27 protein-coding genes and 1 tRNA gene are annotated in these 25,158 nt (G+C 67.6%); 13 read left to right on the top strand and 15 right to left on the bottom strand.

Annotation, left to right across the window (positions count from 1 at the left end):
• Positions 1 to 82: 82 nt before the first annotated feature.
• Both AC1C2T_RS17020 and AC1C2T_RS17015 read right to left on the bottom strand, forming a co-directional pair.
• On the bottom strand, positions 83 to 1,261 hold the full coding sequence (locus AC1C2T_RS17020) for a 4-hydroxybenzoate 3-monooxygenase (RefSeq protein ID WP_495386074.1): 1,179 nt from the start codon (positions 1,259 to 1,261) through the stop codon (positions 83 to 85).
• Positions 1,262 to 1,372: 111 nt separating this feature from the next.
• Positions 1,373 to 2,125 carry an IclR family transcriptional regulator gene (locus AC1C2T_RS17015; RefSeq protein ID WP_495360099.1) on the bottom strand — a complete coding sequence of 251 codons (753 nt, stop codon included), beginning with the start codon at positions 2,123 to 2,125 and terminating at the stop codon, positions 1,373 to 1,375.
• Between the two features lie 113 nt (positions 2,126 to 2,238).
• On the opposite strand from AC1C2T_RS17015, the gene pcaH reads away from it, so the two are divergent.
• From pcaH to AC1C2T_RS16980, 7 genes are read left to right on the top strand one after another with little or no spacing between them, the layout of a single operon-like run.
• Complete coding sequence (gene pcaH / locus AC1C2T_RS17010; protein WP_495360098.1) at positions 2,239 to 3,048, top strand: protocatechuate 3,4-dioxygenase subunit beta; 810 nt, start codon at positions 2,239 to 2,241, stop codon at positions 3,046 to 3,048.
• A 1-nt stretch (position 3,049) separates the two neighbouring features.
• A complete protein-coding gene (pcaG, locus tag AC1C2T_RS17005; RefSeq protein WP_495360097.1) occupies positions 3,050 to 3,613 on the top strand; it encodes a protocatechuate 3,4-dioxygenase subunit alpha in 564 nt (187 codons plus the stop codon).
• Positions 3,603 to 4,964: a lyase family protein gene (locus tag AC1C2T_RS17000; RefSeq protein ID WP_495386073.1), complete on the top strand. Its 1,362-nt coding sequence runs from the start codon at positions 3,603 to 3,605 to the stop codon at positions 4,962 to 4,964. Before pcaG ends, AC1C2T_RS17000 begins: the two co-directional genes overlap by 11 nt.
• Entirely contained in the window at positions 4,961 to 5,740 is a 780-nt protein-coding gene (locus AC1C2T_RS16995) for an alpha/beta fold hydrolase (RefSeq protein WP_495386072.1), read from the top strand. Before AC1C2T_RS17000 ends, AC1C2T_RS16995 begins: the two co-directional genes overlap by 4 nt.
• The gene (gene pcaC, locus AC1C2T_RS16990) at positions 5,737 to 6,153 is read left to right on the top strand and encodes a 4-carboxymuconolactone decarboxylase (protein ID WP_495386071.1); all 417 of its coding nucleotides are present in this window, start codon (positions 5,737 to 5,739) and stop codon (positions 6,151 to 6,153) included. The genes AC1C2T_RS16995 and pcaC overlap by 4 nt, the downstream gene beginning before the upstream one ends.
• Positions 6,150 to 6,896 carry a 3-oxoacid CoA-transferase subunit A gene (locus AC1C2T_RS16985; protein WP_495386070.1) on the top strand — a complete coding sequence of 249 codons (747 nt, stop codon included), beginning with the start codon at positions 6,150 to 6,152 and terminating at the stop codon, positions 6,894 to 6,896. Before pcaC ends, AC1C2T_RS16985 begins: the two co-directional genes overlap by 4 nt.
• Positions 6,893 to 7,555: a 3-oxoacid CoA-transferase subunit B gene (locus AC1C2T_RS16980; RefSeq protein ID WP_495386069.1), complete on the top strand. Its 663-nt coding sequence runs from the start codon at positions 6,893 to 6,895 to the stop codon at positions 7,553 to 7,555. Before AC1C2T_RS16985 ends, AC1C2T_RS16980 begins: the two co-directional genes overlap by 4 nt.
• A gap of 179 nt (positions 7,556 to 7,734) precedes the next feature.
• Here AC1C2T_RS16980 and AC1C2T_RS16975 read toward each other — a convergent pair whose 3' ends face one another.
• The 3 genes from AC1C2T_RS16975 to AC1C2T_RS16965 form a co-directional block, all read right to left on the bottom strand.
• Positions 7,735 to 9,201, bottom strand: a complete 1,467-nt coding sequence (locus AC1C2T_RS16975) for a flotillin family protein (RefSeq protein WP_495386068.1) — start codon at positions 9,199 to 9,201, stop codon at positions 7,735 to 7,737.
• 77 nt (positions 9,202 to 9,278) lie between these two features.
• Complete coding sequence (locus AC1C2T_RS16970) at positions 9,279 to 9,749, bottom strand: NfeD family protein (protein ID WP_495360090.1); 471 nt, start codon at positions 9,747 to 9,749, stop codon at positions 9,279 to 9,281.
• A 137-nt stretch (positions 9,750 to 9,886) separates the two neighbouring features.
• On the bottom strand, positions 9,887 to 10,660 hold the full coding sequence (locus AC1C2T_RS16965; protein ID WP_495386067.1) for a hypothetical protein: 774 nt from the start codon (positions 10,658 to 10,660) through the stop codon (positions 9,887 to 9,889).
• 79 nt (positions 10,661 to 10,739) lie between these two features.
• Between AC1C2T_RS16965 and AC1C2T_RS16960 the strand changes: the two genes are divergently transcribed.
• Entirely contained in the window at positions 10,740 to 12,530 is a 1,791-nt protein-coding gene (locus AC1C2T_RS16960) for a bifunctional 3'-5' exonuclease/DNA polymerase (RefSeq protein WP_495386066.1), read from the top strand.
• Here the strand turns inward: AC1C2T_RS16960 and AC1C2T_RS16955 are convergent.
• The gene (locus AC1C2T_RS16955; protein WP_495386065.1) at positions 12,509 to 13,153 is read right to left on the bottom strand and encodes a PadR family transcriptional regulator; all 645 of its coding nucleotides are present in this window, start codon (positions 13,151 to 13,153) and stop codon (positions 12,509 to 12,511) included. The two genes, AC1C2T_RS16960 and AC1C2T_RS16955, sit on opposite strands and share 22 nt — an antisense overlap.
• Positions 13,154 to 13,325: 172 nt before the next feature.
• Between AC1C2T_RS16955 and AC1C2T_RS16950 the strand changes: the two genes are divergently transcribed.
• On the top strand, positions 13,326 to 13,847 hold the full coding sequence (locus AC1C2T_RS16950) for a DUF3145 domain-containing protein (RefSeq protein WP_495386064.1): 522 nt from the start codon (positions 13,326 to 13,328) through the stop codon (positions 13,845 to 13,847).
• Between the two features lie 154 nt (positions 13,848 to 14,001).
• Here AC1C2T_RS16950 and AC1C2T_RS16945 read toward each other — a convergent pair whose 3' ends face one another.
• The 6 genes from AC1C2T_RS16945 to aceE all read right to left on the bottom strand — a co-directional run bounded on the left by AC1C2T_RS16945 (position 14,002) and on the right by aceE (position 21,630).
• Positions 14,002 to 15,237 (bottom strand): beta-ketoacyl-[acyl-carrier-protein] synthase family protein, encoded by a 1,236-nt coding sequence (locus AC1C2T_RS16945; protein ID WP_495360085.1) that lies wholly within the window; start codon positions 15,235 to 15,237, stop codon positions 14,002 to 14,004.
• A gap of 80 nt (positions 15,238 to 15,317) precedes the next feature.
• Positions 15,318 to 15,566, bottom strand: coding sequence for an acyl carrier protein (locus AC1C2T_RS16940; protein WP_022894469.1), 249 nt, complete (start codon positions 15,564 to 15,566; stop codon positions 15,318 to 15,320).
• A gap of 66 nt (positions 15,567 to 15,632) precedes the next feature.
• A complete protein-coding gene (locus AC1C2T_RS16935; RefSeq protein ID WP_495360084.1) occupies positions 15,633 to 16,637 on the bottom strand; it encodes a beta-ketoacyl-ACP synthase III in 1,005 nt (334 codons plus the stop codon).
• Between the two features lie 28 nt (positions 16,638 to 16,665).
• Positions 16,666 to 17,586 (bottom strand): ACP S-malonyltransferase, encoded by a 921-nt coding sequence (locus tag AC1C2T_RS16930; protein ID WP_495386063.1) that lies wholly within the window; start codon positions 17,584 to 17,586, stop codon positions 16,666 to 16,668.
• 91 nt (positions 17,587 to 17,677) lie between these two features.
• A complete protein-coding gene (locus tag AC1C2T_RS16925) occupies positions 17,678 to 18,892 on the bottom strand; it encodes a PucR family transcriptional regulator (protein WP_495360082.1) in 1,215 nt (404 codons plus the stop codon).
• 11 nt (positions 18,893 to 18,903) lie between these two features.
• Positions 18,904 to 21,630: a pyruvate dehydrogenase (acetyl-transferring), homodimeric type gene (gene aceE, locus AC1C2T_RS16920; protein ID WP_495360080.1), complete on the bottom strand. Its 2,727-nt coding sequence runs from the start codon at positions 21,628 to 21,630 to the stop codon at positions 18,904 to 18,906.
• Between the two features lie 174 nt (positions 21,631 to 21,804).
• On the opposite strand from aceE, the gene AC1C2T_RS16915 reads away from it, so the two are divergent.
• The gene (locus AC1C2T_RS16915) at positions 21,805 to 22,260 is read left to right on the top strand and encodes a peroxiredoxin (protein WP_495360079.1); all 456 of its coding nucleotides are present in this window, start codon (positions 21,805 to 21,807) and stop codon (positions 22,258 to 22,260) included.
• 37 nt (positions 22,261 to 22,297) lie between these two features.
• Here AC1C2T_RS16915 and AC1C2T_RS16910 read toward each other — a convergent pair whose 3' ends face one another.
• On the bottom strand, positions 22,298 to 22,999 hold the full coding sequence (locus AC1C2T_RS16910; protein WP_495386062.1) for a hypothetical protein: 702 nt from the start codon (positions 22,997 to 22,999) through the stop codon (positions 22,298 to 22,300).
• Positions 23,000 to 23,053: 54 nt separating this feature from the next.
• Here AC1C2T_RS16910 and AC1C2T_RS16905 point away from each other — a divergent pair.
• The 3 genes from AC1C2T_RS16905 (at position 23,054) to AC1C2T_RS16895 (ending at position 24,460) form a co-directional block, all read left to right on the top strand.
• Positions 23,054 to 23,126: transfer RNA gene (locus AC1C2T_RS16905), tRNA-Val, on the top strand.
• Between the two features lie 147 nt (positions 23,127 to 23,273).
• Positions 23,274 to 24,146 (top strand): hypothetical protein, encoded by an 873-nt coding sequence (locus AC1C2T_RS16900; protein WP_495386061.1) that lies wholly within the window; start codon positions 23,274 to 23,276, stop codon positions 24,144 to 24,146.
• Positions 24,143 to 24,460 carry a transcriptional regulator gene (locus AC1C2T_RS16895; protein ID WP_495386060.1) on the top strand — a complete coding sequence of 106 codons (318 nt, stop codon included), beginning with the start codon at positions 24,143 to 24,145 and terminating at the stop codon, positions 24,458 to 24,460. The genes AC1C2T_RS16900 and AC1C2T_RS16895 overlap by 4 nt, the downstream gene beginning before the upstream one ends.
• 56 nt (positions 24,461 to 24,516) lie before the next feature.
• On the opposite strand, the gene AC1C2T_RS16890 is transcribed toward AC1C2T_RS16895, so the two are convergent.
• Together AC1C2T_RS16890 and AC1C2T_RS16885 are read right to left on the bottom strand one after the other, a co-directional pair.
• Positions 24,517 to 24,759 (bottom strand): hypothetical protein, encoded by a 243-nt coding sequence (locus AC1C2T_RS16890; RefSeq protein WP_495360076.1) that lies wholly within the window; start codon positions 24,757 to 24,759, stop codon positions 24,517 to 24,519.
• Positions 24,756 to 25,070 carry an ArsR/SmtB family transcription factor gene (locus AC1C2T_RS16885; RefSeq protein WP_495360075.1) on the bottom strand — a complete coding sequence of 105 codons (315 nt, stop codon included), beginning with the start codon at positions 25,068 to 25,070 and terminating at the stop codon, positions 24,756 to 24,758. Before AC1C2T_RS16885 ends, AC1C2T_RS16890 begins: the two co-directional genes overlap by 4 nt.
• Positions 25,071 to 25,158: the final 88 nt, after the last annotated feature.

Below are 25,158 nucleotides of genomic sequence, written 5' to 3'. Positions count from 1 at the left end.
CCTCCACGCGACTTCGAGAAATCGGTGGACATCGCCGTCGCCGAGCGGCACGCCTCCATGGTGCGATACATCGCCTACCGAGTCACCTGACCGGCCATCCCGTGTACGCCTCCGCAAGGTAGGTGCGGCCGGCTTCCGACTCGACGACGGAGCGCAGCTCGCCGAGCTGACGGCGCCGGTCAAAGTCGGCTGCATCCGGTGCGATATGGAGCATGTTCGTCATCCACCAGGAGAAGTGTTGCGCCTTCCAGATGCGCTTCAGGGCGAGTTCGGCATAGTCGTCGATGAGGCGGGAGTCATTTTCGCGGAGCAGGGGGCGCAGAGCCTCGGCGAGCACGATGACGTCGGCCACGGCGAGGTTCATGCCCTTCGCGCCGGTCGGCGGAACCGTGTGCGCGGCATCGCCGACGAGTGCAGCGCGGCCGTGGCGGAGCTCGTGGGCGACGAAGCTGCGGAAGCGGAGCACATCGCGTTGGAAGATCGGGCCCTCGGTCAACGTCGAACCCGGTACTCGTTCCTGCAGCGTCTCCCAGATCTCCGTCTCGCTCATCGCGCTCGGGTCGGCGTCGGGATCGCACTGGAAGTACATCCGCTGCACTTCGGAGCTGCGCTGGCTGATGAGTGCGAAACCGGCATCCGAATTGCTGTAGATGAGTTCGTGAGAGCTCGGCGGCGCCTCGCAGAGGATGCCGAACCAGGCGAACGGGTACTCGCGGAAGTATCCGCCGGTCGCAGAGCCCGTGACGGCTGCGCGGACGACGCTGCGCGAGCCGTCGGCCCCGACGACGAAGTCGGCGTCGAGCTCGAGGACGCCGCCGTTCGCGTCGGTCGCGATGACGCGCGGCCGGTCGCCCTCGACACCCTCGATGTGCGTCGCTGTGACGCCGAAGCGGAGATCCTGTCCTGCTCCCAGTCGGAGCGAGAGAAGATCCGTGAGCACCTCGTGCTGCGGATACAGCCAGACGCTGCGCCCGACGAGGCCGGGGAAGTCGATCCGGTGCCCCTCGCCCTGGAATCGCAACTCGATTCCGTCGTGCCGCTGGCCGGTGGTGTGAACGCGTGAGTTCGGATCAATGGCGGCGAGGAGGTCGACCGTGCCCTGTTCGAGGATGCCGGCGCGGATCGTCGTCTCGATCTCGTCGCGGGAGCGCTGGTCGATGACGATCGAAGAAATCCCGGCATCCGCGAGCAGCTGGGAGAGCACCAGACCGGCGGGGCCCGCGCCGACGATGGCGACCTGCGTGCGGACGGTGGTGCTCATGGCGACTCCCTCGACGAGCGGACGGCACTGGGCCGTCGCGCGGCTGGTTCACATTGTGTGCACGTCGCCAGCTCGTTCCGGGGCGCGATCCCGTTCATCGGGATTCCGTGCTCAGCGGCGGAAGCCCAGTACCCGCTCGATGTCGCGAGCCGCGCGGTGCAGCTCCACGAGCGCGTACTCCGACTCCGCCCCCCGAGGAAGAACGACGGAGAGTGCGGCGATGACCGTCGACGTCTCATCCCGAATCGGTACGGCGATGCCGGTGGAGACCTCTTCGATGTAGCCGGGTGCGACTGCATGACCGAGTACACGCACCTCCGCGAGCTTGCGCCGTACGGCTGCCGGGTCGGACAGGGTCGCGCGGGTGAGGGACGTCAGCGGGGCTGCGAGGATGCGGTCCTGAACGTCGTGGTCGGCGAAGGCCAGCAGCACCAGTCCGGAGCTGGAGGCGTGCAGCGGCAGCCGACCGGCGACCCGGGTGATGTTCGAGCCGGAGCTCGGGCTGCTGAGTCGCTCCAGGAACAGTGCCTCGTCTTGCTCGAGAATGGCGAGTTGGGTGTGCTCGCGCACCCTCGCCTGCACGCGCTCCATGAACGGCATCGCCGCCTGACGCAGGCGCAGTGCGCCGGAAGAGCGTGTGGCGAGCTCCCAGAGCCGCATGCCGATGCGCACGCGCCGAGTGTCGTCGCGCTCGAGGAGTCCGGCTTCGACGAGCTCTGCGACGATGCGGTGGGCACTGGATGAGGGGAGCCTCGATCGCCGACCGATCTCGGCGGTCGTCTGCACGGTTCGGGTGGGAGTGAACGTCTCCAGGATCCGCACCAGGCGATCGGTCGAGGAGTCGCCGGAGGGTGAGTTGGCCACAGCGACAGCATGACAGAGATCGAGTTCGAATCCCATTGATCGGGAGTAAGGCTCGGTAGCGGCCGTATCCGGCGGAGGATGTGAACAGCCCGTTGAGGTGTTGAAGGAGGCCCATGTCAGACCGCGCAACCGCAGCTCCGGAGTCGCCGCTCCAGTCATCCGATCAGGCCTCGCAGCGGGGGATCACTCAGGAGATCCAGGACCTGCACGCGGCATACGAGCAACGCGAGGCCGCCGGCGAGAGGCTGCCTGCGACGATGCACGATTTCCCGCCGTATCGCTCCAGCATCCTGCGGCATCCGACCAAGAACCCGAAGCTCGTCGACCCGGAGACGATCGAACTGCTCTCCCCGGCATTCGGTCAGCGCGACGTCGCCGTGGTCGAGTCCGATCTCACGATCCAGCACGCCGGTGAGCCGCTCGGTGAGCGGATGACCGTGCGCGGACGACTGCTCGACTCCTGGGGTCGCCCGGTGGCGGATCAACTGATCGAAATCTGGCAGGCCAACTCCGCCGGTCGCTACATCCATCAGCGTGACCAGCACCCGGCCCCCCTCGATCCGAACTTCACGGGTGCCGGGCGGGCCGTCACGAACGATGACGGCGAGTACGTCTTCACGACGATCAAGCCGGGCCCGTATCCGTGGAAGAACCACGTGAACGCGTGGCGTCCGGCGCATATCCACTTCTCGATCTTCGGTTCGTCGTTCACCCAGCGGCTCGTGACCCAGATGTATTTCCCGGGCGACCCGCTGTTCGCCCTCGACCCCATCTACAACACGATCTGGCGGCAGAAGGATCGAGATGCGCTCATCAGCGTCTACGACCACGACCTCACTTCTCCCGAGTGGTCGACGGGGTATCGCTTCGACATCGTCGTCGACGGACTCGATGCCACCTGGTTCGAACCCGAGGGGGAGTGACGTGCCCGTACCCGCACGAACGCACCGACCGACACCGGGGCAGACCGTCGGGCCCTTCTTCGCCTACGGCGTCGAGTTCCCGCTGATGAATCAGCTCGTGCATCCGCATTCGCCGGGAGCGATCGTGCTCGGAGGCACCGTGTACGACGGCAACGGATCGCCCGTGCCGGACGCCTTCGTGGAGATCTTCTCGCCAGGCGCCGACGGCTCGGTGCCGCGAGCGCGAGGTTCGTTCCGACGAGACGGTCACACGTTCACGGGCTTCGGGCGCGCCTTCACGAACGATGAGGGGCACTACGAATTCTGGACGCGGAACCCCGGCGCCACGACCGACGGCGCGGCGGCCTTCGTCGCCGCGATCGTCTACGCTCGCGGCCTCCCGAACAAGCTGCACACCCGCATCTACCTGCCCGACGACGAGCCCGCCCTCGACGCCGATGCACTTCTCGCCACCCTCCCCGCCGATGAACGGGCTACGCTCATCGCAACGCGCACCCCCGACGGATATCTCCACCACGACATCCGGCTGCAGGGGGAGAAGGAGACCATCTTCCTTGCCTTCTGAACCGGGAACGCCGTTCGACATCGGCCTGCTCTCACCTGTCACCGTCGAGTTCGAAGAGGACACGACGGATGCCGTGATCCTCGCGCATCTGGTCGCAGTCGAAGTGGCACTCGCGAAGGCGTGGGGCGCGGTCGGGGTGGCACCGGCGCAGGCCGTTGCCGAGGTCGTGGCCGCCCTCGGCGAGACAGGATCGGCCCGGCCGGCTGACGCCTTCCTGCTCTCCACCGCCGCGGTCGCGACTGCCGCACGTGCCGGGGGAAACCCGGTGATCCCCTTGGTCGCGTTGCTTCGCACGCGAGTCGGAGGGGAGGGTGCGGCATGGGTGCATCGCGGTGCGACGAGCCAGGACATCCTCGACTCCGCGCTGATGGTCACCGCTTGCCGTGCAGGTGAGCGGATCCAGCAGGATCTCGTGAGAACGGAGCGCCGGCTCATCGAGCTCGCCAGAGCTCAGCGAGACGTCGCCGCCGCAGCTCGCACTCTCACGCAACACGGCGTTCCGACCACGGTCGGACTGCGGATGGCCACGTGGCTGCGCGCGGTCTCGCGAGCCCGCGCACGGCTCGGCGATGCGGTGGCCGGGCTGCCGGCACAGCTGGGCGGCGCAGGCGGCACGCTGTCATCCTTCGTCGAGATCGGCGGGGCGGATGCCGCGGCTGATCTCCCCGCTGCGTTCGCGTCCGAACTGCGGCTCGCGGCGCCCGCGGCGCCCTGGCACACCACTCGCTGGCCCGTGACCGAGCTGGCCGATGCGCTCGTGCAGGTGAACGACGCACTCGGCGCCATCGCCGCTGACGTCGCCACGCTCAGCCGCACCGAGATCGGCGAATTGGCGGAGGGCACCGGCGGCGGCTCCAGCGCGATGCCCCAGAAGCGGAACCCGGCAGCATCCATTCTGATCCGTTCCGCCGCGATCCGCGCACCCCACTTGGGAGCCACGCTGCACACCGCCGCGGCACTCGCCGTCGACGAGCGGCCGGATGGTGCGTGGCACGCCGAATGGCCGACGCTGCGCGAGCTGCTGCGCCTGACGCGCGGCGCGAGCGGCACCGCCGCGGATCTGCTCGCCGGACTCCGGGTGAACCGTGAGGCCGTCGCCCGCAATCTGGCACTCACCGACGGACTCATCGTCGCGGAACGACTGTCGATCCGTCTCACGCCGACCATCGGCGCGGATGGCGTGGCGGACATCCTCGCGCGTGGGAGTGCCGGTGAATCGTTGGCGGCGCTCGTGCAGGAAGCGGCGGGCGGCGCCGACCTCGGCGAGCTGCTCGATCCCGCGCAGTACACCGGGCTCGCCGGCCCACTCGTCGACGAGGCGATCGCCAGTGCGGAGAAGGAATTGCCGTGACCACACCCGACATCGCGCTGACCGATCCGGTCGGACCGGAAGGAGCGCCGCTGCTCGTTCTCGGGCCATCACTCGGCACTTCCGGGATCCTCTGGGAGCACTGCATCCCGATGCTCGCCCGGCGGTATCGGGTCACCACCTGGGACCTCCCGGGGCATGGCGCTTCCGCCCCGTCGGCGGAGCCGTTCACCGTCGGCGAGCTCGCCGATGCCGTCGCACGAGCCGTGTCGAGCAGAGGACCCTTCCGCTACGCCGGCGTGTCGCTCGGAGGAGCGGTCGGACTGGAGCTCCTGCTCCGGCATCCGGACCGCGTACTGAGCGCCGCGATCATCGCCTCCGGCGCGCAGCTCGGCACCCCGGACGACTGGGCGGCGCGCGCAGCCAAGGTACGCGCCGAGAGCACCTCCAGCCTGCTCATCCCCGCCGCGCAACGCTGGTTCGCACCCGACTCCATCGCCCGCGAACCGGAGCTGTCCGGGCGACTCCTGCACGTGCTGCAGGACGCCGACGACGAGAGCTACGCACGCTGCTGCGAGGCCCTCGCCGCCTACGACGTGCGAAGCAGGCTCGCTGACATCGCCGCGCCGGTACTCGCAGCCTGGGGCGAGTACGACGCCGTAGCGCCCGAGGAGAAGGCGCAGGAGATCGCATCCGGTGTGCAGACCGGACGGGTCGCCAGAATTGCGGATGCCGCGCACCTGCCGCCCGCGGAACAGGCCGCGACGATCGCGGGGCTGTTGCTCGAGTTCTTCGACTCCGAGGAGGAGGCATCATGACCAGACCCGCTGGTGCAGGGCTCACTGACGCGGAGCGCTACGAACAGGGCATGGCCGTGCGCCGTGCGGTGCTCTCCGATGCGCACGTCGACCGCGCAGACGCGAACACCACCGAACTCACCGCGGACTGGCAGGACTTCATCACCCGCGTCGCCTGGGGTGACGTCTGGTCGAGGCCAGGCCTCGACCGGCGCTCCCGGTCGATCGCGGTGCTGTCGTCTCTGATCGCGAACGGTCATCACGAGGAGCTCGCGATGCACCTGCGCGGAGCGCTGCGCAACGGACTCACGATCGACGAGATCAGCGAGGTGATCCTGCAGTCTGCCGTCTACTCGGGCGTTCCGGCCGCGAACACCGCCTTCCGCATCGCAGCCGAAGTGTTCACTCGATCCGATTCCGGGGAGGGCAGGTGATCGACAAGAGGGTTCCCGACGCCGCCACCGCGGTCGCCGACATCACGGACGGCGCGACCGTGATGATCGGCGGCTTCGGGCGGGCCGGTCAGCCCGTCGAGCTCATCGACGCCCTCATCGCCCACGGTGCATCCGACCTCACGATCGTCAACAACAATGCCGGAAACGGCGACACGGGCCTTGCAGCCCTGCTCGCGGCGAAGCGGGTGCGCAAGATCATCTGCTCGTTCCCGCGGCAGCACGATTCGTGGGTGTTCGACGGGCTGTACCGGGCCGGGGAGATCGAACTGGACCTCGTGCCTCAGGGAAACCTGGCCGAACGCATTCGCGCTGCCGGGGCCGGAATCGGTGCGTTCTTCTCGCCGACCGGCGTCGGCACACAGCTCGCCGAGGGCAAAGAGCGCCGGGAGATCGACGGGCGCGCGTATGTGCTGGAGTATCCGATCAGGGCGGACTTCGCGCTCATCTCCGCGTTGACGGGCGACCGATGGGGAAACCTCGTCTATCGCGAGACAGCGCGCAACTTCGGCCCGATCATGGCGACCGCCGCGACGACGACGATCGCCCAGGTGGATGATGTCGTCGAGTTGGGGGCACTCGACCCCGAGGCCGTGGTGACCCCCGGGATCTTCGTGAACCGCCTCGTCGCTGTCGGCCCCCGCTCGTGGGTGCACGATGGAGTGTTCGTCGGCGGCGTCGACATCGAAGGACGACCGCTCGCCGCGAGCGAGGAGGCCCAGTGAGCGCCCGCATCACCCGTGACGAGCTCGCGGTGCGCATCGCCGCGGACATCCCCGAGGGTTCCTACGTGAACCTCGGCATCGGAGCACCGACGCTCGTTGCGAATTATCTGCCCGACGACCTCGAGATCATCCTGCACACCGAGAACGGACTGCTCGGAATGGGTACTGCTCCCGAAGCGGGCCGCATCGACCCCGATCTGATCAACGCGGGAAAACAGCCGGTGACTGCATCGCCGGGAGCCGCGTACTTCCACCACGCGGACTCCTTCGCGATGATGCGCGGCGGGCACCTCGATGTCTGCGTGCTCGGGGCGTTCCAGGTGTCGCAGTCCGGCGATCTTGCGAACTGGTCGACCGGTGCGCCCGGTGCGATCCCCGCGGTCGGCGGCGCGATGGACCTCGCGATCGGCGCGAAGTCGGTGTACGTCATGACGGATCTGCTCGCGAAAGACGGCTCCTCCAAACTCGTCGCGGCGTGCACGTATCCGCTCACCGGCGTCGGCTGCGTCACACGGGTCTACACCGACCATGCGATCTTCGACGTCACGCCGAACGGATTCGCCGTGAGGGAGGCGTTCGGCGGCAATACCGTCGCCTCGCTTGCGGAGCTGACCGGGCTCGCTCTCGCGGCATCCGATACGCAAATGGAGCAGTCATGACCGCGTGACCGACATCGCGTGGTGATCTCGGTATGTCGACGATATGCGGCGCGGGCGATCGATGCCGAAGGCAGTGCAGCCCGACGAACCCGGAGCTGAAGGCCGGTTGGAGCCGCGAGGGTGTGCGTCGCGCGACACACACCCTCGTTCGTCGATCGTGTTACGAGAGAGCGCCGAGGTTACTCGGTGGCGGTCGTGGTGGCGCTGTCGGCCTTCGTGAGCTGCCCGCCGGCGAGGCCGGCGAGGATCGACCCGACATCGAGTCCCGTCAGTGACTTCACGACCTCCGTGCCTTCGCTCAGCACCTGCCCGACGGTCTTCGTGATCGCGCTCGCGCCGTCTGTCGAGACGACCGTGAGGTTCTTGATGTTCGAGATCGGCTCGGCGGCGGCACGCACGATCTCGGGCAGGCGCGAGATGATCTCCTGCGCGAGCGCTGCCTCACCGTACTTCTTGAGGGCGATCGCCTTGGCGTCGGTCGCTGCAGCATCGGCGAGGCCCTGTGCCTGCACCGCTGCGGCGCGCGCTTCGCCGTCGGCACGGATACCCGCGGCGAGGGCGACCTGTCGGTCGCGCTCTGCCTCGCCTGAGAAGCGCACGGAGGTGGCGGATGCTTCGGCGTCTTGCACGGCCGCGACCTTGTTGGCTTCGGCGATCTTGGTGCGCTTGTATGCGTCGGCTTCGGTCGCGGCGTTCGCCGCGTCGCGCTGGGCTGTGGCGCGTTGCACCTCGGCGTACGCCTCGGCCTCAGCCGGCTTGCGAACCTCGATGTCGAGGCGCTCCTGCGTCACGAGCGCCTGCTCGGAGAGCGCGTCGCGCTCCTGCACGGCGACGAGCTTGTCTTGCTCGGCCGTGGCGAGCTGGCCGGATGCGTTTGCCTCGGCGTTGGCCCGGTCGGTCTCCGCCTTGATCGTGGCTTGCTTCAGGCTCAGCGCCTTCTGACGCTCGGCGACCTGCTCGGCGGCCTCGATGCGCGCGAACTCGCTCACCCGTGCCGCCTCGGCTTCGCTGACCTCGGCGACCTGGCGAGCCCGCGCGGCTTCGGCGCGACCGAGGTTCGCGAGGTATTCGCTACCGGGGGTGGAGATGTCGGAGATGTTCAGCAGGTCGACCTGGAGGCCCTGTTCGACGAGGTCGGTCTTCGTCTCGGACACGACTCGGTCGGAGAGGCTCTTGCGGTCGGAGATGATCTGTTCGATCGTCATGTCGCCGACGATCGAGCGGAGCGATCCTTCGAGCGACTCCTTGATGATCTCGGTCAGCAGCTCCTGCTGCGAGAGGAAGCGCTGCGCAGCACGCCGCACCCCGTCTTCGGTGCCGCTCACCTTGAAGTTGATCGAGGCCTTGATCGCGATCTTGATGCGGTTCTTGTCGACGCCCTCGACGGTGATGCCGATCTGACGCTGTTCGAGCGAGATCGCGAAGCCCTGCTGCAGGATCGGCCAGACGAAGGTGCGGCCTCCGATGACGACGCGTTGCCCCGACGACTGTTCGGGGGCTGCGCGGCCGGCGCCGCGGCCGACGATCACGAGGGCTTCGTTCGGCGGCACGCGCCTGATGCGGCGGGAGATGAAGGTGAGCAGTGCGAGGAGTGCGATGACGATCGCAACGACGGAGATGACCTGAATCAGCAGGGGGGAGAGCATCGGGTTCCTATCGGGAGGAGGGATGGGTAGGGGCAGTGGATGGCCGTGCAGATTGCCACCCGAGGGCAGCCGAGAGGTCAGTCAGCGATGACCTTCACGCGGCTGCCGACGTGTTCGGTGACGCGGATGCGTACACCTTCGGCGATCGGCTGCTCGGAATAGGCGAGACGGCGTTCGACCTCGCCCGGGCCGTCGAGACTCACCTCGCCGCCGGCGGCGGAGATATCCGACCTCGCGACGCCCGAGAGCCCGGCGGCCGATGCCGGCGCGCCGTCGGAGCTGCGGGTGAGGTTGCGAATGGCGAGCACGCAGAGCCCGTAGGCGACGGCGGCGAGCACGATCGAGAGCACGTACACCCAGACCAGTTCGAGCCCCATGCTCGAGACGAGGGCGCCGGATGCTCCGAAGACCACCATGCCTACCGCCAACGCAGTGCCCGAGAGTGCGCCGTCGCCGATGTCGAGGTGATCGAAGATGTCGCCGAGCACCAGTGAGATGAGCAGGAGCACGAGGCCGATGCCGCCGACGATGATGAACGGAAGGAGCATCGAGTGCCTCTCTGCGCGCGCGAATTCCCGGGCCAGAAGGGGTGCTCGGGTCCACTCACCCTATCGGGAGGATTGCTCGCATGCACCAACTGCTCGCGATGGATCGCCGAGAGTATGCCACGCCGGGCATCCTGTGCTCAGCCGGCCACCTCGCGCCGAATCGACAGGGCGTCGATCGCAGCGTCGCCGCGGATGCGCCGCATGATCGCGACCACCTCGTCGACGGCAGCAATGGTGAAGCCCTGGCAGACGACGCTGTACGCACCGAGCGGGCCGAGACCGCCCGCCCGAATTCTGATGACCTCCCAGCCGACCTCACGGAGCGCCTCGTCTTTCTCGAGGTCGGAGGCCTCTTTCAGGCCGAGATGCGCCCGCCGCGATCGACCGGGATCGTCGTACTCGACAGCGATGCGCAGTAGCGGCACCAGGACGTCGGGCCAGACCTCCTGCTTGCCGTAGAACATGCGAGCGATGCGCACTGCGTTGACGCGATGGTGCAGACGAATGCGTTCGCCGAGGAGCAGTCGCAGTCGCTGCTCCACACGCGAGGTGCCGACCTTGAGCCCCGGCTTCATGAATGCGAGGCCGGCCTCGCGGAGCGCTCCGGGCGATGCGGCATTGGCACGACACTTCGCACAGCTCGGACCGGTGAGCACCGCGCTCACCGTCGCCGGGTATCGGTCGTGCCCGCGACGGCACCGCCACTCATAGCTCGCACCGATGCGCGTCTCGCAGGCGAGTGCAGCGCGCTGCGGCGGCACGACCCGCGTGAGCAGCTCGGCGCGGGAACGCTGAGTCTCGTGAAGGAGCATGCAGAGCGGGCAGACGCGAGCGAGTGTCATGGTTCCGGGTGCACCGGCATCGGCGCCGTGCCCGCACCCGAAGCTCACCGCGACCATGTGCACTGCCACATCCCGTTCATGTCGACGATCCTGTCGTCGACCACCGACATCGGCAGCGGATGTCGGATGCAACCGCGAGAATGAGAGCATGCGGATCGTGGTCGGAGCGATGGGGCCCGGCCGGGTCGGCCTCGTCGATCCGTCGGTCTCGAACGATCCCTTCGACACGGCGTCGCTCGAAGAATTCCCGATCGCCGTGCGAGCGCTCGAGTCACGCCACCCACGATGGATCTGGGCCGACACTCGCCGGTGGTACCCGCGGCTGCTCGCCGAGGGCGTTCGAGTCGAGCGCTGTCATGATCTCGTTCTCGCCGGGGCGATCCTCGACCACTCGACGACGACGGCCGCGGCTCGCGGCGCAGGCGAGCTCGCGAGACCCGCCTGGCTGCCCCCGGGCCCCGCCGAGGCCGGGCAGCCGGTCGGCTTCGCTCCGGCGGCATCCGCTGCCCACGCAGCTCTCTTCGACCTCGGCGACTTCGAGAGCGAGACGGATGCCTCGGGGCCGGGCGAACTCGCCGGCCCGCGTGACCTGCTCGGCGTGCCGGTCGGCGAGATCCTCGCCGAGCACTCCAGACAGCTCGCCCTCGTGGCGGAGTCCGAACGGCCGGGCGCACTTCGCCTACTGCTCGCGGCGGAGTCGGCCGGCGCGCTCATCGGCGCCGAGCTGCACGCCGCGGGCCTGCCGTGGCACCGTGGTGTGCACGAGCGCGTGCTCGAGGGTGAGCTCGGTCCGAAACCCGCGCCAGGACGCAAGCCCGTTCGCATGGAGGAGCTCGCCGTCGAGGTGCGTGCGGCGCTCGGCGCGGCCTCACTCAACCTCGACTCGCAGGCGGCGTTGCTGAAGGCACTTCGCGGAGCCGGCATCCAGGTCGAGTCGACCAGCAGATGGGAGCTCCGCGAGCACGAGCATCCGGCGATCGATCCCCTCGTCGCATACAAGAAGCTCGCCCGACTGCTCAGCGCGAACGCGTGGGCGTGGCTCGACGAGTGGGTGATCGATGGCCGGTTTCGTCCCGACTACGTGCCGGGCGGTACGGCGACCGGTCGTTGGGCGACCGCCGGCGGGGGAGCGCTGCAGCTGCCGAAGAACGTGCGCAGCGCTGTCGTGGCCGACCCCGGCTGGGTGCTGGTCGTCGCCGACGCCGCCCAACTCGAGCCGCGCGTGCTCGCCGGTCTCGCGCATGACGAGTCGATGGCCGAGGCGGGGCGAGGCCGCGACTTCTACAGCGGCATCGTCGGAGCCGGCGTCGTCGAGTCACGCGACGAGGCGAAGGTCGCGATCCTCGGCGCCATGTACGGCGCGACCACCGGCGAGAGCGGCCGGCTCGTGCCGCGGCTCGCGCGTGCGTACCCGCGCGCCATGGCGCTGGTCGATCGTGCTGCCGCCGACGGTGAGCGCGGGGCCAGCGTCACCACCCTGCTCGGCCGTTCCTCGCCGCTGCCTGGCGAAGACTGGCGATCGACGCAATCGCTGGCCAGCCAGCCCGAGGCGACAGCGGCCGACGAACGCCGGGCCCGTTCGCGCGCTCGGGATTGGGGCCGCTTCACCCGCAACTTCGTAGTGCAGGGCAGCGCGGCCGAGTGGGCGCTCTGTTGGATGGCCGCCCTGCGCTCGAAACTCGCCGCGATCGCCCTCGCGGCACCCGACCCCGGCGAGAGCGCGCACCGTTCCGGCATCGCGTTCGCGAACGTGCCACATCTCGTGTACTACCTTCACGACGAGATCATCGTGCACACTCCGCGCGAACTCGCCGACGACGTTGCCGCGGCCGTCACGGAAGCCGCGGACGCGGCGGGCCGCCTGATGTTCGGCGAGTTCCCCGTGGAGTTCCCGCTCGACCTCGCGATCGTCGACAGCTACGAGTTGGCCGACGCCTGATCGGCGGCGGTCGCCGACGGCCCTGCTTTCGTCGTCGGCCTGCGGCCGCGCCGAGGTCGTTCCATGCGTGGCGCGAACGAGAGATCATGCGTTCCGAGCGCCGATTCGACCTCGTCGAACCACGCGAGTGCCGCTCCGGCGCGGGCGCGCTCGGCTGCGGCGGCGAGCGCGCCGAGCCGCGCGGGCGCCGCAACATCCGCATCGCGTGCGCTCTCACGGTCGTCGGGCGTCGAGCGAGCGGATGCCGCGTCGCGGCGTTCTTCCCATCGTCGACGCTCCGCGGCGACGATGCGACCGGCATCGACGCCCGGCAACGACGCGGCGATGAGCACCCGATCGACCGTCTCGTCCCACGGGTCGCTGCCCGAGGCATCCGCGCCGTTGAACCAGGCTGTGGTGGCGCTGGTGCCGTCTGGGGTCGATCGGTAGAGGGGGAGACCGTCGTCGGTGGCGCCGGCGGACTCGACGAGCCCCTGCTTGCCAAGGCGGTCGAGGGTCGCGTAGCTCTGGCCGACATTCACGCTCCGACGGCCGCCGGTGCGTTCAGCGAGGTCGCCGTGGAGCTGGAAACCGTACCCCGGCCCAGCAGTGAGGAGGGCGAGCAATGCATCGCGTACGGCCATGGACTCTCCGATCAGATGTGAACGTCTCACTGAGTATATGGTTTCGAGTCTTGTCAAGGAGCCTGATGCGGGGCATAATCGGCGGTGACGGCTCGCTCGTCGACAATCGAATACCGGTCATCCGTCCGTCAGAGGTCGTTGGGGAAGACGCACCTCACGAACGGAGATCGAGATGACGAAGAATGCCACGCGGGCTGCGCGCTCCGCGCGAGGTGTGCTGTTCGTGCACTCCTCGCCGAGGGCGCTGTGCCCGCATGTCGAGTGGGCGGCCGGCAGCGCTTTGGGTACGCCGGTGAACTTCGACTGGAGCGAGCAACCGGTGTTCCGAGGCGCGATGCGCGCGGAATTCTACTGGGAGGGCGAGGCCGGCAGCGGTGCGAAGCTCGCGTCCGCGCTGCGCGGCTGGGAGCAGCTTCGCTTCGAGGTGAGTGAAGACCCCACTCCCGGCTCCGACGGCGCCAGGTGGATGCACACGCCCGAACTCGGCGTCTTCTACGCGCAGACCGACACGGCCGGCAACACCGTCGTGCCCGAAGACCGAATCCGCTACGCGATGGAGGTCGGCGGCACCGACCCGATCGAGTTGCACCGCGAGCTGAGACTCGCGCTCGGGCAAGCGTGGGACGACGAGCTCGAGCCGTTCCGTCACGCGAGCGACTTCGCTCCGGTCGTCTGGTTGCACCAGGTGGGCTGAGCGAGCCTCGGTCCGCCGGCGGCGTGACGCGAGGTCGGAGGAACGATCCCGGCAGCGCACGAGCGAAACCCTCGGACCGTGCACGAGAGAAGACCCCGGCGCGATGGCGCGACCGGGGTCTTCTCATGCGTGCGCGATCACGCCCGGACTTCGCCTACGGGGTGCGGATCGCGATGACCGCGTTGTGCCCGCCGAACCCGAACGAGTTGCTGATGGCGAGCTGCGGGCCGTCGGCAAGCGGTTGCGGCTCACCGGAGACGAGCAACGGGATGTCGGGATCCTGCGTACTGATGTTGATCGTCGGTGGAGCGACGCGGTGCTGGAGCGCGAGGATCGTGAATACCGCTTCCAACGCACCGGTACCGCCGAGCAGGTGACCGGTCGAGGCCTTCGTCGCGGAGACGGGGATCTCGCGCACGCGGTCGCCGAACACGCCCGCGAGTGCCGTGTACTCGGCGATGTCGCCGACCGGCGTGCTCGTGGCGTGCGCGTTGATGTGGGTCACCTCATCGGGCGTGGCACCCGCCTGTGCGAGCGCGTCGAGCACGGCGCGGCGCGCACCTCGGCCCTCGGGGTCGTTCGCCGTGATGTGGAACGAGTCCGCGCTCACGCCACCGCCGGCGAGTTCGGCGTAGATGCGGGCGCCGCGCGCGAGCGCGTGCTCCTCGGTCTCGAGCACAAGGCTTGCAGCACCCTCACCCATGACGAAGCCATCGCGGTCGACGCTGTACGGGCGCGACGCGTGAGCCGGGTCGTCGTTGCGGCGTGAGAGTGCCTGCATCGACGAGAACGATGCGAGCGTGATCGGGTGGATCGCCGACTCTGATCCACCGGCGATGACGACGTCGGCGAGGCCGAGCTGCAGGTGCTCGTAGGCGTTCGCGAGCGACTCGGTGCTCGAGGCGCAAGCAGAGGCGACCGTTCGAGCGAACGCGCGCGCCTCGAAGTGCATCGAGATGGCTGCGGCCGCGGCGTTCGGCATGAGCATCGGCACGGTCATGGGCAACACTCGACGCGGGCCGCGTTCACGCAGCGTGTCCCAGGCGTCGAGCAGTGTCCAGATGCCGCCGATGCCGGTGGCGTAGTCGACGCCGAGTCGCTCGGGGGCGACCTCGGGTGCGCCGGCATCGGCCCACGCCTCTTTGGCTGAGATCAGCGCGAACTGGCTCGACGGGTCGAGTCGCTTCGCGACCGGACGCTCGAGCACCTCTTCGGGACGAACCTTCGCCTCGGCGGCGAAGGTGACTGGCAGTTCGAGCTCGGCGACCCACTCGTGTTCGAGCGTGCGCGTGCCGGATTCGCCGGCGAGCAGGGCATTCCAGCTTTCGGGAGCGGTGCCGCCGAGCGGCGAGGACGCACCGATACCGGTGATGACGATCTTCTTGGTCATTCGAGAAACACTCCGATGGAGAGAACGGTCATGCTGAACGAGCGGGCCGGGCAGAGGCGCCGGCCCGCTCCACGCAGCTGCTAGGCCTGGGCCTTGACGATGAAGTCGACGGCGTTGCCGACGGTCTTCAGGTTCTTGACCTCTTCGTCGGGGATCTTCACGTCGAACTTCTCTTCGGCGTTGACGACGATGGTCATCATCGAGATCGAATCGATGTCGAGGTCGTCGGTGAACGACTTGTCCAGCTCAACCGTGTCGGTTGCGATGCCGGTCTCGTCGTTGATGAGCTCGGCCAGGCCGGCAAGCACTTCTTCGGTGGACAATGCCATTGTTCTTCTCCTTGGGGGTGTCTCGTTTGACCGAGAGACAGTCTAGATGGACATGGGGGAGGAGGTTCAGGGAAGAACCACCACTTGGGCGCCGAACACGAGTCCGGCGCCGAAGCCGATCTGGAGGGCGAGGCCTCCGGAGAGTTCAGGGTGCTCTTCGAGCAGACGGTGCGTCGCGAGCGGGATCGACGCAGCGGAGGTGTTGCCCGTCGTCTCGATGTCGCGGGCGATGACGACCGTTTCGGGCAGCTTCAGCTGCTTGGCGAATTCGTCGATGATGCGCATGTTCGCCTGGTGCGGGATGAACGCCGCGAGGTCGGCGGACGTCACGCCCGCGGCATCCAGAGCCTGCTTCGCGACCTTCGCCATGTCCCACACGGCCCAGCGGAAGACCGTCTGGCCCTCCTGTCGGAGCGTCGGCCACTCGGCTTTGCCGTCACGGAACTCGGTGAGCGTGCCGTTCATGCCGACCGCGCCCGCCTTCGACCCGTCGGAACCCCAGATCGTACGTGCGATGCCGGGCGTGTCGCTCGGGCCGATGACGACCGCGCCTGCGCCGTCGCCGAGCAGGAAGGAGATGCTGCGGTCGGTCGGGTCCACGACGTCGGAGAGCTTTTCGGCACCGATCACGAGCGCGTAGTGCGCCGCTCCGGTGCGGATGAGCGCGTCGGCCTGCGCGACCGCGTAGGCGTAACCGGCGCACGCCGCGTTCGTGTCATAGGCCGCCGCGGGGTTCGCGCCGACCCGATCGGCGACGACGGCGGCCATCGACGGCGTCTGTTGCACGTTCGAGATCGTGGCGATGATCACGAGGTCGATGAGCTCGGGTGTGACCCCAGAGCGTTCGATCGCCTCGACGGCGGCATCCGTTGCGAGGTCGATGGCTGGCACGTCAGCGCCGGCGCGCGCACGGGTGACGATGCCCGTGCGCTGCTGGATCCACTCGTCAGACGAGTTGATCGGGCCGACGAGGTCGTCATTCGGCACTGCGTTCGCGCCTCGTGCGGCGCCGATCGAGTAGATGCGGGTGTACGCGGGCCCATGGGACTGCTGCAGGGTCGGTCTCGTCATGCTCGGCTTTCTCGTGTCGGTCGTCGGCTCAGGCGTGCTGCTCGATGAGCGCGATCGCTGCAGGCAGGTCGTCGGGAGTCTTCACGGCCACGGCCGGCACACCCTTGAGCGCGCGCTTGGCGAGACCGACGAGGGCTCCTGCGGGTGCCACCTCGATGATGCCGGTGACGCCGGCAGCGGCGAAGGACTCCATGCAGCGGTCCCAGCGTACGGGCGAGGAGACCTGGCCGACGAGAAGATCGAGGAAGACGGCACCGGATACGACGAGGCTGCCGTCGCGATTCGTCCAGAGCGGCAAGGCGGGGTCGGCCGCGGCGAGGCCGGAAGCGACATCGGCGAGGCGTTCGACGGCCGGGCGCATGTATCGCGTGTGGAAGGCCCCGGCCACCTGGAGGGGGATCACCCGGGTACCGGCAGGAGGGTCGGCCTTCAGCGTCGCGAGCGCGTCGAGGGCGCCGGCGACCACGATCTGTCCGCCGCCGTTGAAGTTCGCAGGTTCGAGGCCCAGCTCGTCGAGCCGGGGGAGGAGGTCGGCCTCGTCAGCACCGATGACCGCACTCATGCCGGTCGGAACGAGTGCCGCAGCATCCGCCATGGCACGGCCACGTTCGGCGACGAAACGGATCGCGTCGGTGTCGCTCAACACGCCCGATCCGGCCGCGGCGGTGATCTCGCCCACCGAGTGACCGGCGATGCCGCCGATGCGGGCACCTCGGCCATCTGCCAGGAGCGCTTCAAGCGCGAGGATGCCGGCCGAGACGATGAGCGGCTGGGCGATCGCGGTGTCGCGGATCGTGTCGGCGTCAGCTTCCGTGCCGTAGCGGGTGAGGTCGAGCCCCGCGGCATCCGACAGCGCCGACAGTCGCGTAGCGTAGGCCGGTTCTCCGAGCCAGGGGGAGAGGAAACCAGGGGTCTGGGAGCCCTGTCCAGGGCAGACGACGACGATCACCACACCAGTCTGCCAACCTGACGACCAGCTTGAGTGTGCACACGCGACAAGCTCTTCGCAAAAGCCTTGTACAGACAGTACAGAAGGAGCGTCAGCTCGGCGTCCGGCGGCGGGGTGGGTGCTCGTGATCACTCATCGACCCGATGATGAGCGCCGATTGCAGGATGAGCGCCTCACGCGCACCCGTGGCATCCCAACCGATGACGTCGGAGACTCGCTTCAAGCGGTACCGCACGGTGTTGGGGTGTACGAAGAGCTCGCGCGCGGTCGCCTCGAGCGAACGGCCGTTGTCGAGGTAGCTCCACAGAGTCGTCAGCAGCTCGGTGGAGTGCGCCTGCAGCGGCCGGTAGATACGGTGCACGAGCGTCGCCCGTGCGAGAGGGTCACCGGCCAGCGCGCGCTCGGGGAGGAGATCGTCGGCGTGAACCGGGCGCGGGGCGTGACGCCAGGAGCGCGCCACCGCGAATCCTGCAAGCGCCGCCTTCGCACTTTTCGATGCATCGACGAGGTTCGGCACCGCGTGACCGAGCACGAGGTGCCCGGGCCCGAAGTGCGGTTCGAGTTGGTCGGCGATCTCCATGAAGGTGAGCGCAGGGGCCGTGCCGATGGCGTCGTCGGCCTCGCGAGCGAGCGGGTCGGCCCGCCCGATCACGAGCACGAGCCGGTTGCCCTGCACGCCGATGAGCACGTCGGCGTGCATGTGCCGTGCGGCTCGGCGCACATGATCGACGTCGAGTTGCTTCGGCGCAGTGCCGACGAGCACCGACACCTCGCCGTGACCGTGCCAGCCGAGAGCGGCGATGCGGCTCGGCAGCTCGTCGTCGGCCTCGCCCGAGAGGATCGAGTCGACGACGAGCGCCTCGAGACGTGCGTCCCAGAGCCCACGCGCTTCCGCGGCGCGCGCATACACGTCGGCTGCTGCGAACGCGATCTCGCGCGAGTAGAGGAGGATCGCCTCGCGGAGCAGCTCGCCGCCGTCTTTGACGCGGTCTTCGACGACCTCCACCGTCACTCGAATGAGCTGCAGCGTCTGCTGCAGGCTCACCGAGCGGAGGAGCTCACGTGGGGCGGCCCCGAAGACATCCGCTGCGATCCACGGAGTGGACCGCGGGTCCTCGAACCACGCGATGAACGAGGAGATGCCGGCTTGGGCGACGAGGCCCACTGCGGAGCGGCGACTCGGCGGCATATCGCCGTACCACGGCAACGTGTCTTCGAGTCGCTTGAGCGTCGCAGTGGCGAGCTCGCCCGCTATGGTCCGCAACCATGCGAGCGTCTCCGCCTTCGTCTTGGGCTTCGTCGCCACCTCGTCGCCTGCTAGCTCTCTCCGCCGGCCGATCCCGTGGTGCCGGCATTCACCTCGTGCAGCCGGTACTTCGCGATCGCCTGGGCAGGGAGCGAGCGGTCGACCTCGCCGCGGTCGGCGAGCAACTCGAGCGTGCGCACGACGACCGATGGGCCGTCGATCTTGAAGAAGCGCCGCGCAGCGGGCCGCGTGTCGGAGAATCCGAAATCGTCGGCACCGAGCGTCGCGAACGGGCCCGGCACATACGCGCGGATCTGGTCGGGCACCGCGTGCATGAAGTCGGAGACCGCGACGAACGGGCCGCGTGCCTCGGCGAGCTTCTGCGTGAGGTACGAGACGCGGCGCTCGGCATCGGGGTTCAGGAAGTTGTGCTCGTCTGCGGCGAGACCGTCGCGGCGCAGTTCAGCCCAGCTCGTGACCGACCACACGTCGGCCGACACACCCCAGTCTTCAGCGAGCAGCTTCTGCGCTTCGAGGATCCACGGCACCGAGACACCAGAGGCGAGCAGCTGGGCCTTGGGCCCGGCGACGCCTGATTCACCGAGACGGTGGATGCCGCGGATGATGCCGTCGATGTCGACGCCATCGGGCTCGACCGGCTGCACGAGCGGCTCGTTGTAGACGGTGATGTAGTACATCACGTTCGGGTCGGCGTGGTTGCCGCCGTACATGCGCTCGAGGCCCGAGCGCATGATGTGCCCGATCTCATACCCGTAGGCGGGGTCGTACGAGACGACGGCCGGGTTCGTCGACGCGAGCAGCGGCGAGTGCCCGTCGGCGTGCTGCAGCCCTTCGCCGGTGAGCGTCGTGCGACCTGCGGTGGCGCCGATGATGAATCCGCGTGCCATCTGGTCGCCAGCAGCCCACATGGCGTCGCCCGTGCGCTGGAAACCGAACATCGAGTAGAAGACGTAGACGGGAATGAGTACTTCGCCCTGCGTCGAGTACGACGTGCCCACGTTCGTGAACGCGGCCATGGCACCGGCTTCGTTGATGCCGACGTGCAGGATCTGGCCCTGCGGGCTCTCTTTGTAGGCGAGCAGGAGTTCGCGGTCGACCGAGGTGTAGTGCTGGCCGTTCGGGTTGTAGATCTTCGCCGTCGGGAAGAACGCGTCGATGCCGAAGGTGCGCGCTTCGTCGGGGATGATCGGCACGATGCGGTGGCCGAAGTCCTTCGAGCGGATGAGGTCTTTCAGCAGGCGGACGAATGCCATCGTGGTGGCGATCTCCTGCGTACCCGAGCCCTTCTTCGCGATCGCGTAGGTCGAGTCGTCGGGCAGGGCGACCTGGGTGTACTTCGACCGGCGCTCGGGCAGATACCCGCCGAGCTCCCGGCGGCGCTCGTGGAGGTACTGGATCGCCTCGTCGCCCTCGCCAGGGTGGTAGTACGGCGGGAGGTACGGGTTCTCCTCGAGCTGCGCGTCCGTGATCGGGATGCGCATCTGATCGCGGAAGGTCTTCAGATTGTCGAGGGTCATCTTCTTCATCTGGTGGGTCGCGTTGCGACCCTCGAAGGCAGGACCCAGGCCGTAGCCCTTGATCGTCTTCGCCAGGATGACCGTCGGCTGGCCCTTGTGCTCGCTCGCGGCCTTGAACGCGGCGTAGACCTTGCGGTAGTCGTGACCGCCGCGCTTCAGGCCCCACACCTCGTCATCGGACAGGTGGGAGACCAGCTCGAGGGCGCGCGGGTCACGGCCGAAGAAGTTCTCGCGCACGTACGCACCCGACTCGGCCTTGTACGTCTGGTAGTCGCCGTCGGGGGTGACGTTCATGAGGTTGCGGAGCGCGCCGTCGTGGTCGCGGGCGAGCAGGTCGTCCCATTCGCGGCCCCAGACGACCTTGATGACGTTCCAGCCCGCGCCGCGGAAGAAGCTCTCGAGCTCCTGGATGATCTTGCCGTTGCCGCGAACGGGGCCGTCAAGTCGCTGCAGGTTGCAGTTGACGATGAAGTTCAGGTTGTCGAGGCCTTCGTTGGCAGCGACCTGCAACTGTCCGCGGCTCTCGACCTCGTCCATCTCGCCGTCGCCGAGGAATGCCCAGACCTGCTGGTCGCCGGCGTCTTTGATACCGCGGTTGGTCAGGTACTTGTTGGTCTGCGCCTGGTAGATCGCGTTGATCGGTCCGAGACCCATCGACACCGTCGGGAATTGCCAGAACTCGGGCATGAGACGCGGGTGCGGGTACGACGAGAGACCGTTGGGCGCGTGCGACTTCTCTTGGCGGAAGCCGTCGAGCTGGTCGCCCGTGAGGCGCCCTTCGAGGAAGGCACGGGCATACGGCCCGGGGGAGGCATGACCCTGGATGAAGATCTGGTCGCCACCGGACGGGTGGTCTTGGCCGCGGAAGAAGTGGTTGAAACCGACCTCGTAGAGCGAGGCGCTCGAGGCGTACGTCGAGATGTGCCCGCCGACGGCGATTCCCGGGCGCTGTGCGCGGTGCACGAGCACGGCGGCGTTCCAGCGGATCCACGCACGGTAGCGGCGCTCGATCTCTTCGTCACCGGGGAACTCGGGCTCGTTCTCAGTGGCGATCGTGTTGAGGTAGTCGGTGGTCGGCACCATCGGCACACCGAGGTGCAGCTCTTTCGAGCGCTTCAGGAGGCTCAGCATGATCTCTCGCGCACGCTGGTGTCCCTTCTCAGCGACAAGCGCATCGAGGGATTCGGCCCATTCGGAAGTTTCTTCCGGATCGGCGTCCATCGCCTCGACCGAGTAAGGATCCTGGTCGTTGACAGTCACACTCGACCTCTCTCTTCAGCAGATCATGCCTGCGGGTGTGGGGGCGTGCGCACGCCGAATGGGCCTGTTCGCGGCCGAGTGGCACCACGCCATCCTAGTGATTCTATGCCTGCAAGGTGGGGGCTAGGCTGAGGCCTCGGTTCGACCGGACGTCCCGCGAAAGGAACCCGCCCCGTGATTCTCGCCCCCGGCACTCCGGCCCCCGATTTCGCCCTCGTGAACCAGTTCGGCCAACCCGTTCAGCTCGCCGAATTCCGTGGGCGGGCCGTCACCGTAGTGTTCTTTCCGCTCGCGTTCTCGGGCATCTGCCACGGTGAGCTCTGCGAGTTGCGCGACAACATCGCCATGTTCGATGAACCGGATGTCGCACTCCTCGCCGTCTCGGTGGATTCGAAGCACACGCTGCGCGCCTGGGCGGAGCGCGAGGGGTACGGCTTCCCGCTGCTGTCCGATTTCTGGCCGCACGGAGCGGTCGCGTCGTCGTTCGGCGCGTTCGACGACACCGCCGGGCTGGCCGAGCGTGCGACGTTCGTGATCGACGCCGATGGTGTCATCGCTGCGAGCTTCGCGACCCCTCGCGGTGAGGCTCGCTCGCTCGAGCAGTACCGGGAAGCGCTCTCGGCGCTCTGAGCCGGGTCTGCGCCATCCGCTCGCTTGACGCGGGGCTTCACGCGAGGATGTTGACCGACCGGGCGATGACGAGGGCGAGGATCAGGAAGCCGCCGAACGCCTGGAGTGCCATGAGGAGCTTGAACCGCGGCGACAACGGCATGGCGTCGGTGGCGCTGAACGCCATCGAGTTCGACAGCGCCGAGTAGAAGTAGTCGACGAACCGCGGCATCCAGTCGTGCACGACCGACGATCGGGCCGCGACCTCGCTGACGGCGTCATCGTCTTCGTCTTGTGGGAACCGGAAGTCGGCGGGCGGCAGGTCGGCGCGAGCCTCCATGGTGCGCATCACCGGGCCGCCGCGGTCGAGCTCCCAGTACAGCAGTGTGAACCCGATGACGTTCGCGACCCAGACCTGTACCGCAGCGAGGAGAAGCCCGTGCGCGTCGTCCGCGCGGCCTCCGGCGAGCTTGACGAGTAGGAGCGCGATCGTGAGCTGGTTGCTGAGTACGAGTCCGCAGGCGAGGGTGATCGACGCCCACGTCGTGAATGTCGAGCGGCGCGTGAGGCGGTGCGGGTTCGTGATGATGAGTGGAATGAGCAGCGCCGCACCGAAGACCACGACCGTGAATCGCTGCGCACCGAGGAAGTCGTTCGGCAGTCCTGCATACAGGGCCAACGCGACGACGAGTGCGACGACGGAGGGCCATCGATGTTCCGTCGGCGTGCTCCGGCTCGGATGCTGCTGCATCGGCTCCATGGCCGCGAGTCTAGGCATCCCGCGATAGCATTGGCGTGCGCCGCGCGCGGTCGCGGGCCTTTAGCTCAGTTGGTAGAGCGCCACGTTTACACCGTGGATGTCGTCGGTTCGAGCCCGGCAGGGCCCACCCTAAGTTCCTTTACGGAACAGGTGACATCGCATGATGCATCGTGTCGAGTTTCGTCCCCTCGCTTCGTGTTACCTCGGCGATCGTGGCGAAGCGAGCGGCGAGGAGCTTGTCGCCACTGCCTGCCTATCTGCATATACTTGCCAAATGGAAAGTAGAACCAGCCAGCCGTCGCGCGGGGAAGCGGCACGCATGCTGCGGAGTCACGACGAAACTCGCGAACGAGCGGAGCAGCGGGCGCCTTCCAGATCCTTCGCGTTATTCATGCTGTGGGGAGCAGTCATCATGGCGGCCTATGTCGGTGTGTTCCTGTTCTCCTTCGGCGGCCGATCGATAGAGGACGCGACCCGCGGGCTTGGCACCTACTCCACCTCTCTCCTGGTGTTTCCGATCTTGCTCTTCAGCTCTCTGGCCAGTGGGGCGCGGGAGCGGTTCGGTGTCCGCACCACGCCGTCACCCCGCTACTGGATCGTCGTCGGAATCATCCTCGCCAGCTTCTTTGCACTCCTTGTCCTGGCTGTCATTGGTGTCAGCTATCCATGGTGGTTGACCATGTTCTTGCCGATCGCCTTGTTCGCTGCGATGGCTTTCGGGCCGATCCGACGACTCCGGAGTGCTCGAACACCTGATGACGAGCGATGGGTCAACGAGCCGCTGAGCCGGCCAGCCCGGTGGACGACGGCAGTCACTGGCACCGCGTTGGGTGCAGTCGCCGGGGTCAGCCCTCAGCCGTGGTTCCCGGTCGTACAGGTGGTGGCCTTGTTGCTGATCTTGGTCGCCATCATCGGCTACCGTTCTCGCTGGGGGCTGGCGCGAACCGGGTTCGAGTGGGGTCCAATCCATTGGGTTGCGTTCGCGGCGACGGTCGGCATTCTGTTTGCCCTGACAGCTTTGCTGGTACGCACGGACTGGATCACCGCATGGGTCGCGGTCGCTCTCGGCGTGATTGCAGCTGCCATCATGGTCATTGCGGCACTCCTGCCAATCCGCGCGCGACGCTACTCGGAGGCGGGAGGGTGACCCATCCGAGACACCGCCTGGACGATGCGTTCCAGACCCCGATCCGCCTTTCTCTCATGGCCGCGCTCGGGAAGGAAAACGAACTTGATTTCCGTACCCTTCGCGAACTATTGGAGACCGACGACTCCATCGTGAGCAAGGCCGTCGCGCACCTGGAGCGCGCCGGGTACGTCAAAGTCACGAAAGGCTACGTCGGCAATAGGCCACGGACCTGGGTCAGAACCACCGCCAAAGGCCATCGGGCGTACCGTGATCACCTGCTCGCCCTGCACGCGATCACCGACGGAATGCTCGACACGAACGACACCACCTAGAGTGACCGTTCCTGTTCGAGTCTCGAGACGTTCTCAGGCCGACTCGGCGTCGAACCCTAGGACGGGACGTCGTTGAGCGTCTTCTCGATGGCGGCCAGGCGGGCATCGATGCGGTCGAGGTGTTCAGCGATCGCCGTGTTCGCGGCTGTACTCGTCGCGAGAGCCTCGGTGAGGTCCGAGCTGCCCTGCGCGATCCGCTCCTTCGATTTCAAGGACGTGCGGATGATTATGTAGACGAAACCGAACACCAGCAAGATGAAGGGGACCAGGAGATAGACGGTTGGAATATCCTCGTTCATGGTCGTTTGTTCTCGCTTTCCTGTTGTGCGGCGATGGCTTCTGCGAGCGTTTCCGCGGTGAGTGTGAGAGTGAACGGAAGCAGTTCGAAGAGCTTGAGCGCTTTGCCGTCGTCGGACATCTCGAGATGCCCGGTCACGAATCCGGTCTCTTCGAGCTTGGTGAGGTGCATGTAGAGCAGCGCGCGGGACATTCCCATCCGCCGGGCGAGTTCACTCACGTGGAGTGTTTCCGTCGAGAGGATCGTGATGATGCGCATGCGCTGCGGACTCGCGATTGCTGCGAGCGTGGCACTCAGCTCCTCGGCGTTCACGCGTGAATCCTGCACATGTAATAAAAATATTGCACATGCAGGATTTGCGCAAGTCATCGATCGGGCCTCGGCTCCGATGTCACTGCGA

The organism is Agromyces sp. Y558, assembly GCF_059445415.1.
Note: the sequence above shows the minus strand (reverse complement) of the source record. Positions and strands in the feature narration are given on the sequence as shown.